The organism is Wolbachia endosymbiont of Menacanthus eurysternus, from assembly GCA_029715105.1.
In the GTDB taxonomy this organism is placed as follows: domain Bacteria; phylum Pseudomonadota; class Alphaproteobacteria; order Rickettsiales; family Anaplasmataceae; genus Wolbachia.
In genome coordinates, this window is sequence record CP085695.1 from 26758 (window position 1) to 41982 (window position 15225).

Here is a 15225-nt window from a genome sequence, read left to right on the forward strand (position 1 = left end):
TTAAGAATTTATCGGGGGGTTTATTGTAAGTAAATTCGTTTATAAATTAAGGTTTATAGTTAAGATTAAGAGGGGGTGATGAATGTCAATTGTTGACAGTATAGAAGGTAAAAAGAAAATTTTGAGAGATTTGGTGACTAAAAGTATAAGAAAAGGTGGTTTTGTTACTATTGATGATATAAGTGATAAACTTTCAGATGAAAATTTTTCATCTGATTTTATAGATGATACTATATCTATATTACAAGATTCTGGTATTAATGTTCTAGAAAGCAGCGAAGATGAAGAGGATTCCTCTTCTAATAGTGATAATAGTAAATTTGATGAGGATGATACATTAACAAATGCTACTACTACAACTTCTTTATTACAAAATGATGATCCAGTAAGAGTTTATTTACAAGATATGAGTTCTGTAAAACTTTTATCAAGGACTGACGAAATAGAGATAGCAAAAAAAATTGAATCTGAAAAACAGAGCATGTTGCGTGCAGTAATCGAAACATCATTAGCATTGAGAGTATTAAAAATATGGCGTGATGATTTAAGTAATGGAAGTATTTTGTTGAGGGAAATTATAGATTTAGATGCAATTTATAATTCTGATTTTAATTTAATTCACAAAGAAGACAGTGGGGAAAATATCGAGGATTTTGAGGATTCTTCTGGGGGTAGAGAAAATAGTGAACGCAAAGAAAATGATGAAGTAGCTAAAAAGAATAGTAATGAGCAAGAAAGTAGTGATGAAGAAGATATAAATTCAGTTAGTTTAAATGTTTCTATTCTCGAGATGGAGAGTGACTTGTTGCCAAAAGTTTTAGTTGCATTAGATGAAATGATTGCTTTAGCAAACGAAGCGTCGATTTTAAGGAAAAAAATTTCTTATAAGTCAAGATGTGAGGATTTATATAACCAGATATGGTTAATAGCTTTACAAATTAAATTAAGTGATATCGCTGTTACTAAAATTATACAAAAACTTTATGATATAAATAAATTTATAGTTCTCGAAGAAGCTAGTTTGATTTCTGAAGCTAAAAAGTATGGAATCGATAGGGAAAATTTTTATAAGATATACAACGATATTTTTTTAAGATATGAATTGAAAGAGATGAATTTTTTAGAGGCAAGTAAAAATAGATCTTTTTTTACAAATGAATTAAAAACCAATTATATAAGGTTTATAAAAGGTAGTTTTAACTATATAGCCCATTCTGTGGATAGTATTAAGCAATATATACGTGAAGATGATATTTATTGGTTTAAAGAGTTGATTAAAAAGATACAAAAGCATGAACGAGAGGTTTCTGAGGCAAAACAAGAAATGATTAAAGCTAATTTAAGATTAGTTGTTTCTATTGCTAAAAAATATTCAAATAGGGGTCTTGCTTTACTTGATTTAATACAAGAAGGTAACATCGGTCTCATGAAGGCTGTAGATAAATTTGATTATAAAAGGGGATATAAGTTTTCAACTTATGGAACTTGGTGGGTAAGGCAATCGATTACTAGAGCCATACCTGAACAGTCTAAAGTGGTTAGGATACCAGTTCATATGGTAGAAATTATTAGTAAAATCAATAGGACATTGAGGAAATTAACTCATGAGATGGAAAGAGAACCTACGTTAGAGGAACTTAGTATTGAGTTAGGAATGCCATTAGAAAGAATACAAAAAGTTATGAAAATAGCGAGGGATCCTGTAAGTCTTGAAGCTCCAACTGGAAAAGATGATAGTAGTACTTTTGGAGACTGCATAGAAGATAAGCGAGTTTCAAAACCAGAAGATGCTGCAATACTTGCTGATTTACGTGGTATTACAACTAATGTTCTTGCAACCCTAACACCGAAAGAAGAAAGAATTCTTAGAATGCGTTTTGGTCTTGGTAAGGATGGGAAAGAACATACTTTAGAAGAAGTAGGAAAAATTTTTAATGTAACACGAGAAAGAATCAGACAGATAGAAGCAAAAGCGTTGCGTAAATTAAAGCATCCAAGTCGCGCTAGAAAACTTAGGGGATTTTTTTAAGAAAAAAAAGGTGAAAGTTATTTATATGTTAATTTAGAAGATAAGGGAAAGATATTAATTATAAGTAATGTAAGATAAGCGTGTTTTATTGCTTGAAATTTTAGTTTTTAATTTATTAAGAAACTTTTATAAAGTTTTTTTATATATGTGTGTAATGTACACTCTACAAAAGAAAGGGTTATGTTTATTTTATTTTGATTAATTAAGTAATTTTCTTTAGAGATTATTGCAGTTTTAGATTGTTATAATTTTATGGATGTTTTTAGTTTTAAATTAATTTAAAATTTAAATTATTTTCCATATTTGATAATATAAAAATTGAGTAAAGCAAGAGAGATGATATGGAAAAATTTAATGTAGAATTTTTAATAAAATTTGTGGTGAGAGTATTTGTACATTTGAAGTGTAATTTTAGTTTTTATATTTAGGATATTGTGATGAATTGTATAGAGGTGTTTTACTCTTCTTTTCTCCCCTTGGGGAGATAGAATAAGTTTTTAAAGAAAGGGGTGAGTTTTACATGTTTAAAAGTAAGTAAGAATAATTTTAGTTGTTCTTAAAATAAGAATAGAAAATTAAAAGAAAGCCAATGTAGCGTGATTAAAAACTTTGTTAAGTATTAGTTGTTGTGATAAATGAGATTAAATTGTAATACTGTATAATTATATTTATTACTATGTAGTAAAAATAAGTTTAAAAAGCTTTTTTCATTCTATTTTATTTAGTAGTAGTCTTTTCTTTTTAAAAAATAAAGAATGGATTATTTTAATATATTTATTCAGAAGCTGCATAAGTCTCTCCTTAAAGTGTTATAAATATGGAATATTTCTAATAAGAATTATAATAGTGTAATATTGCTTTGCGTATTGCTAGTCCGAATTTCACTTGTTGTAAAATAACAACATCTGTTATATCGTCGCTTATTTCAATTCCTCTATTTATTGGACCTGGATGCATGACTATTGCATTTGGTTTTGCATATGATAGTTTTTGTGAGTCAAGTCCATATAAATAAAAGTATTCTTTTTCTGAAGGGATAAAATAGTTGTTATTCATGCGTTCTTTTTGTAGTCTCAAAAGCATGATCACATCTGCATCCTTTATACCCTCTGCTAAGGAATTATGAGTTGAGTCTGCTTCAGAAAAATATTTACAGATTAAAGTTGGTGGTGCAACTAAGCATATTTTTGCTTTAAACATTTTTAATAATTTTATATTTGATCTTGCAACTCTACTATGCAAAATATCTCCGCATATTACAACTTTAATATTTTTCATTTGTTTTTTATAATTACTAATTATAAGATAGTCTGTAAGGGCTTGAGTTGGATGTTCGTTACTTCCATCACCTGCATTAATTAGTGAACAATTAATATATTTTGTTAATATGTTTAAAATACCACTGTTTTTTTGTCTAATTATTATGTAATCTGGATTCATTGCATTTAATGTTTTTATTGTATCTTTTAAACTTTCTCCTTTTTCAATAGAAGAAGATTTTATAGGTAAGGTTATAACATTTGCACCAAGACTTCTTGCCGCTATTTCAAAGGACGCAAGAGTACGTGTTGAGTATTCAAAAAATAAGTTTATTACGGTTTTATTTTTTAAAATATGTTTATCTTCTATTTTGTTTTTTAGATACTGAATAGCTATTTTAGTTATGTTTTCAATATCACTGATCGTAAGATCCTGTACACTCAGTAGATTTTTTTTTAGATTCATTAGTTTGTGTAATTGTAGTTAATTATTTTATCTAGTTATCATTTTTAGCAAATTTTGCATATGTTAGTTTCCTAATTTAGAGAAAATTTTCTATGAAAGAAAAGTTTTAGTAGTTTAAACTAAAAATTTTTATTTTGGTATAAAAATATTTTTATGTTTACAATTTTATTGTAGGATTTGTTGCAGAATTTTATTCTCTTAAAATATTAAAATGTTACTTATTTGTAATACTTAATTATAATTAATTTTAATTCATTTTTCTTTATTTGTTTTATGTAACTTTGTTTAATTTTATTAAATAATCTATTTATAAATTTATTATATAATATATTTATACAAATTTTACTGAGTACAGATGTTCAATTTTTATTGATATTGCCTCAAAATTAGATTTGATTTAATGTGTTAAGTAGTAGTAGTATATATTAATCTAAGACGTGAAAATCTAATTTTAATAAGGTTAGCTATTTTAAAAATCTTAATACTTATTAAAAACATATCTTAAAAGATAAGAATAATGCGACAAGTTTAGAACTTCGCTATTTAGATTTAAGAATCTTTATCAAGACTTAGTTATTTTTAATTTAGTGATTTTAAAATTTAAGTATATAATATGTAATATAGTTTTATTTGTTCGAAATAAAGTATTTTGTTAAAATATGTTTTGTTTTATTTATTATATTTATTTAGCTTTAGATGTGTTCTTATTTAGAGCATTGCTTTGTATTTTAGAACCAAAAATTTAGTTGATGTATAGTTGTTTATTTGTTATGAATTTAATTAACCGTGTTAAATTTTGGAAATTAGTTTATAAAGAGTTTGTTTTCAACTTTTATAAAAGTAAGTAGTTAGATTTATGTTACAAAGAGGTTGTTTGACATGGTTATTAGCGTCTTTGTTTTATACATATCAGTATATATTACGTGTAATTCCAAATATAATCGCACCTGAGCTGATAGCGAAATTTAAAATAAATATTACAGATGTTGGTCAATTTTGCGGCTTATATTATGTGGGTTATACTATTGCTCATATACCTATCGGTCTTTTTCTTGATAGATTCGGTCCGAAATTTGTTCTACCTATATGTATTGTTTTAACATTTATTGGAATGTTACCACTTGTATATTTAAATGAATGGTATTATTCAGTGCTTGGTAGAATAATTGTTGGAATTGGATCATCTGCCTCAGCGATTGGAATTTTTAAGATTGCAAATATATACTTTTCTCAAGAAAAATCCACAAGGATAGCTAGTTTATCTATAATAATAGGACTATTGGGGGCTGTTTATGGTGGATTACCTTTAAATTTTTTATTATCTAAGTTTAGTTGGTACAATGTTATTCGTACCTTTTCAGCGTTTGGTTGTTTTCTTGCTTTAATGTTATTTTTAGTAACACCAAGTAATAATATACAAGAGACTATGAGTAGTAATATATTTCAGGATCTGAGATCTGTATTTTTTAATAGATATATTATTTTGATAAGTTTTTTTAGCGGTTTAATGGTTGGTCCATTAGAAGGTTTTGCTGATGGCTGGTCAAAGGTGTTTTTATGTGAGATGTATCAAATGACTGGGAATCTAGCATCTTTTTTTTCTTCTTTTATATTTGTAGGTATGGGGTTTGGGGTATTTTTTTTGGCTTATTTATTAGACAAATACCCAAATAGATATTACGAAGTAATTATTGCATGTTCTTTTACAATGATTATTGGTTTTCTTCTACTTTTTGCGCGAGTTAGTTTGTATATTGCATTACCTTCTCTTTTTATTATTGGATTTGCATCTGGATATCAAGTGATTACTATTTATAAAGCAATAAGTTATGTAAATGATAATTTGGTGGGTTTAGCCACAGCTGTTTCGAATATGATAGTTATGATTTTTGGTTATTTTTTTCATATTGGAATTGCAAAAATAATAGATTTGTCCTGGAATGAGATAGTACAAGAAAATTCTATATATAGTATTAAATTGATGATAAAGGCTATATCAATTATTCCTATATGTTTACTTTTTGCTGCTTTTGGGTTTTTCTGGTTAAAGAAACGGTCTTAAATTTATTTAAAAAGTATAAAATTATGGTGTAAGGTTTTTTCTGTGTGTGGATTAATTTAAATGAAATTTAATTTATGATAAGTGTTTCGAAAAAATCTTCTAGCTATAGAAATACTTTAGAATTTTTTGATAATGAAATTTATCAATTTATGAAAAAGGAGTTGCACAGACAAAAATCGCAACTTCAGCTGATTGCATCAGAAAATTTTGTCAGTGATGCAGTGATGGAGGCTCAAGGATCTTTTTTGACTAATAAATATGCTGAGGGTTATCCTGGGAAGAGATATTATTGTGGTTGTGAGTATGTTGATGAAATAGAAAATCTTGCTATAGAAAGGTTACGTAAATTGTTTAATGTCAAGTTTGTAAATGTTCAGCCTCACTCTGGTTCTCAAGCAAACCAGGCGGTGTTTGCTTCTTTGCTTACTCCAGGTGATACAATACTTGGATTATCTTTAAGTTGTGGTGGGCATTTAACTCATGGTGCAATGCCGAATTTTTCTGGTAAGTGGTTTAAATCAGTTCAATATACTGTCGATAGGAATACTCATTTACTTGATATGGATGAAGTAGAGAAATTAGCATGCAAATATAAGCCAAAATTGATTATAGCTGGTGCTTCTTCTTATCCAAGAAAAATAAATTTTTGGCGTTTTCGAGAAATTGCGGATAAAGTTGATGCATATTTGCTTGCTGATATTGCTCATTACGCAGGGCTCATTGCTGCCGGTGAATATCCATCGCCGGTTGAATATGCGAATGTTGTAACTTCTACGACTCATAAAACTTTGCGTGGTCCTAGGGGAGGTATAATAATGACAAATGATGAAATTTTATATAAAAAAATTCAGTCAGCAGTTTTTCCAGGATTACAAGGTGGACCTTTTATGCATGTGGTAGCAGCAAAAGCTGTTGCTTTTAAAGAAGCACTGATGCCAGAATTTAAGATTTATAGTAAAAATGTTATAGAAAACGCGAAAATATTAGCTAGAACTTTGCAAGAAAGTGGATTAAGTATCATAACTGGTGGTACTGATTCTCATATGGTATTAGTAGATTTGAGACCACAAAAATTAACTGGAAAGGATGTTGTAGATAGTCTTAAAAGAGCTGGTATTATTTGTAATAAAAACTCTGTACCGTTTGATACAGAAGGGCCAACTATTACCTCAGGAGTGCGTTTTGGTAGTGCTGCTGAAACAACGCGTGGACTTAAAGTAGAAAATTTTAAGGAAATAGCGATTTTAATAAATGAAATAGTTCAGGGATTAATTAACAAAACTAATTTAAGTGTAGAGAAAGAAATAAAAGTTAAAGTTAAAAGGATTTGTAATGATTTTTCTATTTATTAAATTAAGGTTGTATGTTGTTAGGGAATAATTTAATTTATGATACGGGATGTTTTCTATAAGTGGAGTGAAAATAATATTTAATAATATTTTATAATTACTGGATATTTTTATAATTTTAATAGGGTTATTTTAGTTATTAAAATTAAAATCAAGAAAAATAATATTTCATGATTTTCGGAATCCGGTATTTTTTAGTAGAGAATTATAGTAATAGGGAGTGGGGACCTATTTATCTTTTTTTAATCTTATAGCAATTGCTTCTTCCCAAAGATCACCATTATGTAATAATTTTTCTTTGTTATATATAAGTTCCTCTTTAGTTTCTGTCGCAAATTCAAAATTTGGGCCTTCGACAATTGCGTCAACTGGACATGCTTCTTGACAGAATCCACAATATATGCATTTTGTCATATCAATATCGTAACGTGTAGTACGACGACTTCCGTCTTCTTTTTTTTCTGCTTCAATAATTATTGCTTGAGCAGGACAGATAATTTCACATAATTTGCAAGCTATGCATCGTTCTTCACCGTTTAAATATCTACGTAGTACATGTTCGCCACGAAATCTTGGACTTAGTGGTCCTTTTTCTTTGGGGTATTTAAGTGTTACTTTTGGTTTTAATATATATTTAAGTGTAATAAAAAAACCTTTGATTAATTCTATGAAGAGGCAGTACCAAGCTAATTTTTTAAGCATAAATGTGAATTTTTTATTTTGTACGTTATATAATAACATATTTTTTTTTTATAAAGTGAATTTTTATTTTTATAAAAATTTCAAATATTAATTATTTTCATTCCTATTATATTATATCCTGAATCAACATGTAAAATTTCTCCCGTAGTACCGCTGCTTAAGTCGCTCACTAAATATAGTGCAGCTTTCCCAATATCTTCTATTGTAGTATTACGTCTTAATGGAGAATTGCTTCTATTCCATTTTGATATAAAGTGAAAATCGCTTATTCCAGAAGATGCTAGTGTTCTAATTGGACCAGCGGAGATGGCATTTACTCTAATATTTTGTGGTCCAAGGTCGCACGCTATATATTTTACACTTGCTTCAAGTGCTGCTTTACATAAGCCCATTACATTATAATTTGGTATAACTTTTTCGGCACCATAGTAGGATAATGTTATTAGACTACCGTTATTTTGTATTATCTTTTCAGCTCTTTGTGCTAGAGCGGTAAAAGAATAGCATGATATATGCATAGCATTGAGGAAATTGTTTAGCGATGTATTAATATATTTGCCACTAAGCTCAGTTTTATCGGAAAATGCGATTGCATGTATTAAAAAATCAAGAGTACCCCATTTTCTTTCTATTTTTTTAAAAACCTTATCTATTGTTTTTTCATTTACAACATCGCAGTTTAGTACAAGTTCTATATTTAATTCATCCGTTATTGGTTGCAACTTACTTTTTATTACTTCGTTTTGATAAGTAATTGCAAGTTCTGCTTTATGTTTTGAGAGAATTTTTGCTATTCCATATGCTATTGATCTTCTATTTGTTATTCCAGTTATTAACCCTCTTTTGCCCTTTAGCAAATCTGTTTTCATAGAGAACTTTTTATTTTGCAATTTTGAGTATTTTTAAAAAAAAGTCAAGATATTAGAGGTAATAAGATAATAATTTTAAGATTTATTATGTATTATAGATATACTTTTATAAGTATTTAATTTTATTAATTTAATAAATTTTGGTTGAACATCCAGTTGGACCCATAAGAATTATTTGTTCATTTTTTTTGAAAAACTTACATAGATTAGTTGAGCCGCCTGTTTCAAGTACAATAGTAGAAATAATTCCACTTTTTTTATCTACTTCAGTACCTGTTACAGCTATGCCCTCCATGGCAAGGTTAATTTTTTTACTACTATTAACTTCAAAGCTTTGTAATCTAAAGAATTGACCTGGTTTAAAATTTTTTGCAGCAAGTGGTGCTTTTATTATTATTTCTATTATTTTATCAGTTAAATACTGAGTTTTTAAAACCCTTGCTGTGAGTTGTTCTTTAACTTTATTGAAGAATTTTTTGTTCATTAGGTATTTTGGTGTTATTTTGATATATGATTTTGGTTTATTGTTTATTTGGACAATTTCATTTAAGAGTTTAGAAATAATAGGGTAGCCGATTTTAGCGCTTGTTATTGCTTTTACAACGTTGCCACTGTACGAAGGATGAAGATCACCAAAGAAACTAATTGTTTTGTTGCCTTGTTTATATACTAATATTCTATCTTTGTTTTGCATTTTAGGAGAAAATATCGGATCTATTTCTTCACCTGATGTATTTAATTGGACAAAATATCCATTTTTTAATTTAAAATGTTTTTTATCTTCTGTTGCGATAGTTGTGTTTGGTTCGGTGCCAGTTGCTATAATAATAGAACGTGCTTTTATGAGTTTAGTTTTGCCTGATTTTGTATTTATTAGTTTTATTGATTCAGCATGATTATATTTATCTGTTAAAATTTCAATTGGTTCTAAATTTTCAATGAAATAAATTCCCTCTGATAGGGCGTTTTGTACTTCTTTACTATTTAATCGGTAACTTGGTGAGTTTTTTAGTTCTTTTCTGTATATAATTTTTACTCCACCTAAATTTTGCATTAATTCTAATATTTTTATTTCTCTTTTTTCTTGTTTTGCTAGTTCTTTCTCTTTTTCAATTAGCTGTGCATGGGATATGAATTCATTCATGATTTCATGTTCTTCTTCTGTCCAATTTTTTTCAACGTAGTCTTTGCCGTGTTTATCAACTAATATTTTATAACGAAGAAAAAATTTTTCTACTTGGATAGGATAATATGCTAGGGCTTCAGTAGCAGTATCAATTGCGGTAAGTCCTGCGCCTATAACGACTATGGGCATACGAATTTGTAGATTTGTTATTGAACTAGCTCTAAGAGCTCCGTTAAGTTGTAACGACATTAGAAAATCGGACGCCATACGTACTCCACGAGCTAATATATTTTTTATTTTAATTATTTTTGGTTTACCCGCTCCGAGAGCTAGTGCTATATGATTAAAGCCTAAATTAAATGCATCATTAACAGTTAATGTACTACCGAAACGGATTCCTCCGTAAAATGCAAAATTTTTACGTCTTTCTAATATTAATCTGATAATTTTTAAGTAATTTTTGTTCCATCGAGAAGTAATGCCATATTCTGTTACCCCACCAAATCCACTTGGTATACGATTACTCAATTTTTCGTGTTTAAAAGTTTTGATCGGTTGAAAATTATCAATTAGAGGTTCTATTTTTAATCCATCAATTGCAATAACGTTGTGCCCATCATTTAGTAAATGATGGGCTAAGTTAAAGCCAGCGGGACCAAGACCAACAACTAGAATATTTTTTCCGGTATTTTTTTTAGGTAATGGTCGCTGAAAATTTAAAGGATTCCAGCGACTAAGTAAAGAATATATTTCAAATCCGTATGGTAAATTGAGTACATCGTTTAAAATTCTTGTTTCAATCATTGGTATATTTACAGGTTCTTGTTTTTGATATATGCATGAATTCATGCAATCATTGCATATTTTATATCCAGTAGCTGCACATAATGGATTATCTATCATTACAATTGCAAGACTAGCTATACTATATCCTTCGCTTTTTACAAGATTCATTTCTGATATTTTTTGTTCTAGTGGACAACCATGCTGTTTAATTTTAAGTGGAGATTCTTTGAAAACTTTGTTCAGTTCGGAAAATGTGGTATTGGAATTTATATGTTCTTTTTGAATTTCAGTATTATTTGATTTTTTTATAAAAAACAGCCCTTTTGAGCAACTATCTTTATTTTGTTTATGACAGAATACGCAGTAATGAGCATTATCTAATGCTTTATTTAAGCTAACATTTTTACTTGTTAAGTCAAAACCATATCTTCTTTTTATTTTGTCTGAATATAGAACTTCAATTCCATCTATTTCTTTTTTAGAGAACGATACCAGATTTTCATAATCAATTTTTTTATGAGTACTAAAAAGTATGCTTTGTTTATTTTTTAATCTCCATGCAGCATATTGTGCTGCAAGTTCTATTTCTTTTTTATAGAGTTCTTTATCTTTAAACCAATCTATTACCTGCTTAGCAAATTTCTTTTCTGTTATTGGTAAAGTAAAAAAATTATTTAGTTTGTTTATGACTAAATCAATATTTATAGGTGTTGTATCAGTGTATTTTTTTAAAACATAGCGTCGAATAAAAAATTTTTTGCATTTATATATAAAAACAAAATCATTATGTTTTTTTTTTAATCTTAGGATTTCTTTTTCTATATTAAAAAGTTTAACAATAAATTTATCAAGTAAATATGAAAGATTTATAATTAATTGGCTTTGATAAGTTAGCATTAGTTGTATTTTAGATAATTGAAGTGTTGTAAGTTTACATTTGGGTGATTTTTCATTTTCTAATAAAGGGGGTGTTTTTTTTCTTACTTTAATTAAAGAATAGAATAAATCTTCATTATATAGTTTTATATATTCTAAAAATGCTTTATCCAGTTTTTTTAATCCATTAAAAGTATATAAATCTAAAAACGAAATATCAAAATTTAGTTGCATTATTTTTATATTGTGATTAATGAAATTTGTTCTTTATTTTTATATATAATAATATCTCATAGTGTTAATTTATTTTTGTCTTGTAATTTTGCCAATATTGTTGTTTCTGCAACTTTTTCCTCGTTCACATGTGCAACACATTCAAACTTACATACGCGTAGACGTGTATGTCTAACATTAGATTGAAGAATTAGAGTGTCTCCTGGAATAACTGGTTTTCTAAAACTTGCATTTTTGATCGATGCGAAATAAACAACTTTATTTTCTATTGTACTTTTAGTTTCTTTACAGAGGATGCATATTGCAGAAGCCTGTGCCATAGATTCGATCATTAAAACACCTGGCATTATTGGATTTTTTGGAAAGTGTCCAATAAAAAACGGTTCATTAAAAGTCACGTTTTTGATTGCTTTTATATTCTTACCTGGATTACACTCTATTACTTTATCTACTAAGAGAAACGGATAAGAATGTGGTATTATTTCTATAATATTATTGATATTAAATTGCATATTAACAGTAAAATCTGGATTAAAGCTAGTTGATATCTTCCAAAGTATATTTTTGTATTTCTTTATTTATATTTTCTAATACTATACCTGATAAATCAATTTTATCCAAATCAGAATCATTTATAAAGTATAAAACCTGATTTTTTTTTGAAATAAGTAGTATTAAATCTATATCATTTTTTTTAGCGATCTCTTTAGAGATTTTTTTTATTTTATTGAAAATGTTACCCATCGCATCTTTATAGTTTTTTTCTAGGTATAACATCTTTTTAGTATAGTTATTTCTGGAATTTAAAGTGTGTTCATCAAGTTGCTCCATTTTTTCTTTTTTTGCTTCTTCTGATAAAAGCTCAAATTCTTCTTTTGAGAGCTTAAATTTCTCTAGTTCATCTTCAAATTCTTGTTGTAGTTTAGAACTCTGTTCTTTTACCTGATGTTGTATATCTTGTAAAACAAGAGATTTATTAGTTATTTCATCAGTGTCAATAAATGCAACATTTACTAGTACATTTTTCTCTGGCTTGCGTTTTATAATATAAAAACCAATAGATAGAAAAATTATTAAAATGATAATCGATATAAATAATTTTATGTATTTCATTTAAATTCCTGCCTCAATAGAGAATTGAATATTATTTGACGATGGTATATCATAAGATTCTTTAACTAAAGGGAAGCCAAAATCTAATCTAAATCTACCTCCAAAAGGAGAAGGTATTGAAAAACCAAAACCTGGTGAAACTCTTACGAGTTTACTATCATTATATGATTCTTTCTTTTTGTATTTGTTTTTATTATCAAAACCGAAAAGTGTTGCATAATCAATAAAGAACGAACCTTTAATACCAATATAATTATATAATTTCGACAGTGGAAAGTCTATTTGCTGTGTTAAGTTAAAATAAGTTTTACCTCCTAATGAGTTTTTATTTTTTGTCCTTGGTCCAATACCGGAAAGATCAAATCCTCTAATTTCATTACCACCTTTAAAAAAATGTTGATCAACATTTAGTGGTTTTTCAGTATAAGAAAAAATGTAACCTCCTGCCACTTTAAGGCGTATTATTGTTTCAATATCAATTATAGGATGAGTGTAAAAAAGTAAAAACTCAGATTTAAGGAAATTTACATTTCCTCCAAGTCCGGAAAGGTCTTGATTTAAACGTAGTAAATAACCTTTTTTTGGAAGATATAAGTTATCTAATTTATTATACGCTAGTGTATATCCTATTGATGAAATGTTATATTTATCTCTTCTCTCTAATATCTTATAGAGGTTACTGATATTTTCTTCTTCATTGTTATTGTCTAAGTATAGATTACTATGTTTGTAAAAATATCGAAGTAAATTAGTTAAATTTTCTGTAATTTTATATGATAATTTTGTGGAAAATCCAATATTATAGCTATTAAAAGTAACATTTGGTTTATTTTGTTTTTCGTAGAATGTTCCTATACTTAGTGATGTATCAGAATCGTTGAAATTATTTTCAATGATTTCTAAATTAGATGAAAACATGTGTCGGCTTTTTTCGATAGTAAAGGATATTTCTTTTCCTCTACCAAATAAATTTGGATCTTTAAAATCGGTTTTAAAGAATGTTTCACCAGGAAAATATATACCACCTCCTAAATATAATGAGGTAGTGTTTTTTTCTTTAACATCTAAGTTAAGATTTATTGTGTTATCATCAATTGCATAGTTATCCATTTTTACTGATTCAAAAAAACCTGTATTAATTAATTTTTTATATGATTTCTGAATTTCAGATATATTATACGTATCACCTTCTACTATATCTAGTTTATTTCTAATCACCTTGTCTAAAGTACGATTATTACCATTTATTGTAATTTGGTTTATATATTTTTTTTTGCCAGGTAGTACTTTATAAGTAACATTTATTACATTGTCAAATTCTATATATTCCGGATCAACTCTTGCAGAAATATATCCCTTTTCACTTAAATATTTGCTTATTTTTTCTATTGTATTTAGAACAACAATTTTGTTGAATACTTTATTATTTTTTTTATTTATGTTTATTATTTTTAATATTTCTGCTTTTAGGTTTTGATCTTGGATTTCGGATTCTTCAAAATTAATTTGACTACTTCCAAATAGATATTGTTTTCCTTCATCAATTAAAAAAGTTAATATGATTTGATAGTCATTATCGATTTCAGCAATTGGTTGAATATTATTATTAATATATCCCTTAGAAGAATAGAAGTGATTAAGCAGTTCTTCGCTAATTAATAAATATTGAGATAAATGATGATTTTTATTTTTAAATAACTTGCTAAATATATTATTGTTACTTTGTATGTTGATAACTTGTTTTAAATTGCTTTCTGGAAAATTTTTGTTTCCTATAAATTTTATGCTTTTAATTCTAGATATTTTGCCTTCTTGTACTTTAAAGATTAAGTTGATTTGATTGTTATCAAGTTTATCTAATTCATATTTAATTTTAGTGTTAATCCTATCATTATTTCTATATGCTGTAATTAAATTAAGTAAATCGTTTTGTAGTTTTGTTTTAGTGAAAATAGTTGATGGTTTTGATTGAATTATATTGTTTATTATTTCTTTGCTTTTGAATAATTTATTACCTTTTAGTGATATTTTATTAATTAATGGATTTTCTTTAATTTTTATTACTAAGTTTTTTTTGTCGTCAATATAAGCATTAATATTAGCAAATAATTTAGTTCTATATAGTTTTTTTATAATTAAATTAATGTCATCATTATTTATATAACTGTTAGATTTTAATTTTGTATAAAATTTTATTGTTTGAGTACTGATTCGTTCATTGCCAAGACACTTGATATCTTTTATCTGTATTTGTGTTTTTTTTTTGTCTTCTTCTAAGGCACCAAGTAGTATAGTGGGAACTAAGATAAAAATTGCTGTTAATACATATTTTTTTAAAACACGTTTTTTCATAA

Annotated in this window: 10 protein-coding genes; 3 read left to right on the forward strand and 7 right to left on the reverse strand. The window is 27.1% G+C overall.

What is annotated here, in order from left to right; genetic code table 11:
* The first annotated feature begins 82 nt into the window (after positions 1 to 82).
* A complete protein-coding gene (gene rpoD, locus LJI21_00135; GenBank protein WFW29727.1) occupies positions 83 to 2029 on the forward strand; it encodes an RNA polymerase sigma factor RpoD in 1947 nt (648 codons plus the stop codon).
* An 828-nt stretch (positions 2030 to 2857) separates the two neighbouring features.
* Here the strand turns inward: rpoD and LJI21_00140 are convergent.
* Entirely contained in the window at positions 2858 to 3754 is an 897-nt protein-coding gene (locus LJI21_00140; GenBank protein WFW29728.1) for an aspartate carbamoyltransferase catalytic subunit, read from the reverse strand.
* Between the two features lie 856 nt (positions 3755 to 4610).
* Between LJI21_00140 and LJI21_00145 the strand changes: the two genes are divergently transcribed.
* Complete coding sequence (locus LJI21_00145) at positions 4611 to 5816, forward strand: MFS transporter (protein ID WFW29729.1); 1206 nt, start codon at positions 4611 to 4613, stop codon at positions 5814 to 5816.
* A gap of 74 nt (positions 5817 to 5890) precedes the next feature.
* Positions 5891 to 7168, forward strand: coding sequence for a serine hydroxymethyltransferase (locus tag LJI21_00150; protein ID WFW29730.1), 1278 nt, complete (start codon positions 5891 to 5893; stop codon positions 7166 to 7168).
* 225 nt (positions 7169 to 7393) lie between these two features.
* Here the strand turns inward: LJI21_00150 and nuoI are convergent, their stop codons facing one another.
* From nuoI to bamA, 6 genes are all read right to left on the reverse strand, one after another.
* Positions 7394 to 7867, reverse strand: a complete 474-nt coding sequence (nuoI, locus tag LJI21_00155) for an NADH-quinone oxidoreductase subunit NuoI (GenBank protein ID WFW29731.1) — start codon at positions 7865 to 7867, stop codon at positions 7394 to 7396.
* 80 nt (positions 7868 to 7947) lie between these two features.
* The gene (locus LJI21_00160) at positions 7948 to 8736 is read right to left on the reverse strand and encodes an SDR family oxidoreductase (GenBank protein WFW29732.1); all 789 of its coding nucleotides are present in this window, start codon (positions 8734 to 8736) and stop codon (positions 7948 to 7950) included.
* A 130-nt stretch (positions 8737 to 8866) separates the two neighbouring features.
* Complete coding sequence (locus LJI21_00165) at positions 8867 to 11758, reverse strand: FAD-dependent oxidoreductase (GenBank protein ID WFW29733.1); 2892 nt, start codon at positions 11756 to 11758, stop codon at positions 8867 to 8869.
* Positions 11759 to 11814: 56 nt separating this feature from the next.
* Positions 11815 to 12270 carry a 3-hydroxyacyl-ACP dehydratase FabZ gene (gene fabZ / locus LJI21_00170; GenBank protein WFW29734.1) on the reverse strand — a complete coding sequence of 152 codons (456 nt, stop codon included), beginning with the start codon at positions 12268 to 12270 and terminating at the stop codon, positions 11815 to 11817.
* Positions 12271 to 12295: 25 nt separating this feature from the next.
* A complete protein-coding gene (locus tag LJI21_00175; protein WFW29735.1) occupies positions 12296 to 12871 on the reverse strand; it encodes an OmpH family outer membrane protein in 576 nt (191 codons plus the stop codon).
* Complete coding sequence (gene bamA / locus LJI21_00180; GenBank protein WFW29736.1) at positions 12872 to 15223, reverse strand: outer membrane protein assembly factor BamA; 2352 nt, start codon at positions 15221 to 15223, stop codon at positions 12872 to 12874.
* Positions 15224 to 15225: the final 2 nt, after the last annotated feature.

Coding starts and splice junctions, on each gene's coding strand:
- LJI21_00145 (WFW29729.1), top strand. CDS start 4,611: ATGTTACAAAGAGGTTGTTTGACATGGTTATTAGCGTCTTTGTTTTAT.
- LJI21_00165 (WFW29733.1), bottom strand. CDS start 11,758: ATGCAACTAAATTTTGATATTTCGTTTTTAGATTTATATACTTTTAAT.
- LJI21_00150 (WFW29730.1), top strand. CDS start 5,891: ATGATAAGTGTTTCGAAAAAATCTTCTAGCTATAGAAATACTTTAGAA.
- rpoD (WFW29727.1), top strand. CDS start 83: ATGTCAATTGTTGACAGTATAGAAGGTAAAAAGAAAATTTTGAGAGAT.
- LJI21_00175 (WFW29735.1), bottom strand. CDS start 12,871: ATGAAATACATAAAATTATTTATATCGATTATCATTTTAATAATTTTT.
- fabZ (WFW29734.1), bottom strand. CDS start 12,270: ATGCAATTTAATATCAATAATATTATAGAAATAATACCACATTCTTAT.
- nuoI (WFW29731.1), bottom strand. CDS start 7,867: ATGCTTAAAAAATTAGCTTGGTACTGCCTCTTCATAGAATTAATCAAA.
- LJI21_00140 (WFW29728.1), bottom strand. CDS start 3,754: ATGAATCTAAAAAAAAATCTACTGAGTGTACAGGATCTTACGATCAGT.
- bamA (WFW29736.1), bottom strand. CDS start 15,223: ATGAAAAAACGTGTTTTAAAAAAATATGTATTAACAGCAATTTTTATC.
- LJI21_00160 (WFW29732.1), bottom strand. CDS start 8,736: ATGAAAACAGATTTGCTAAAGGGCAAAAGAGGGTTAATAACTGGAATA.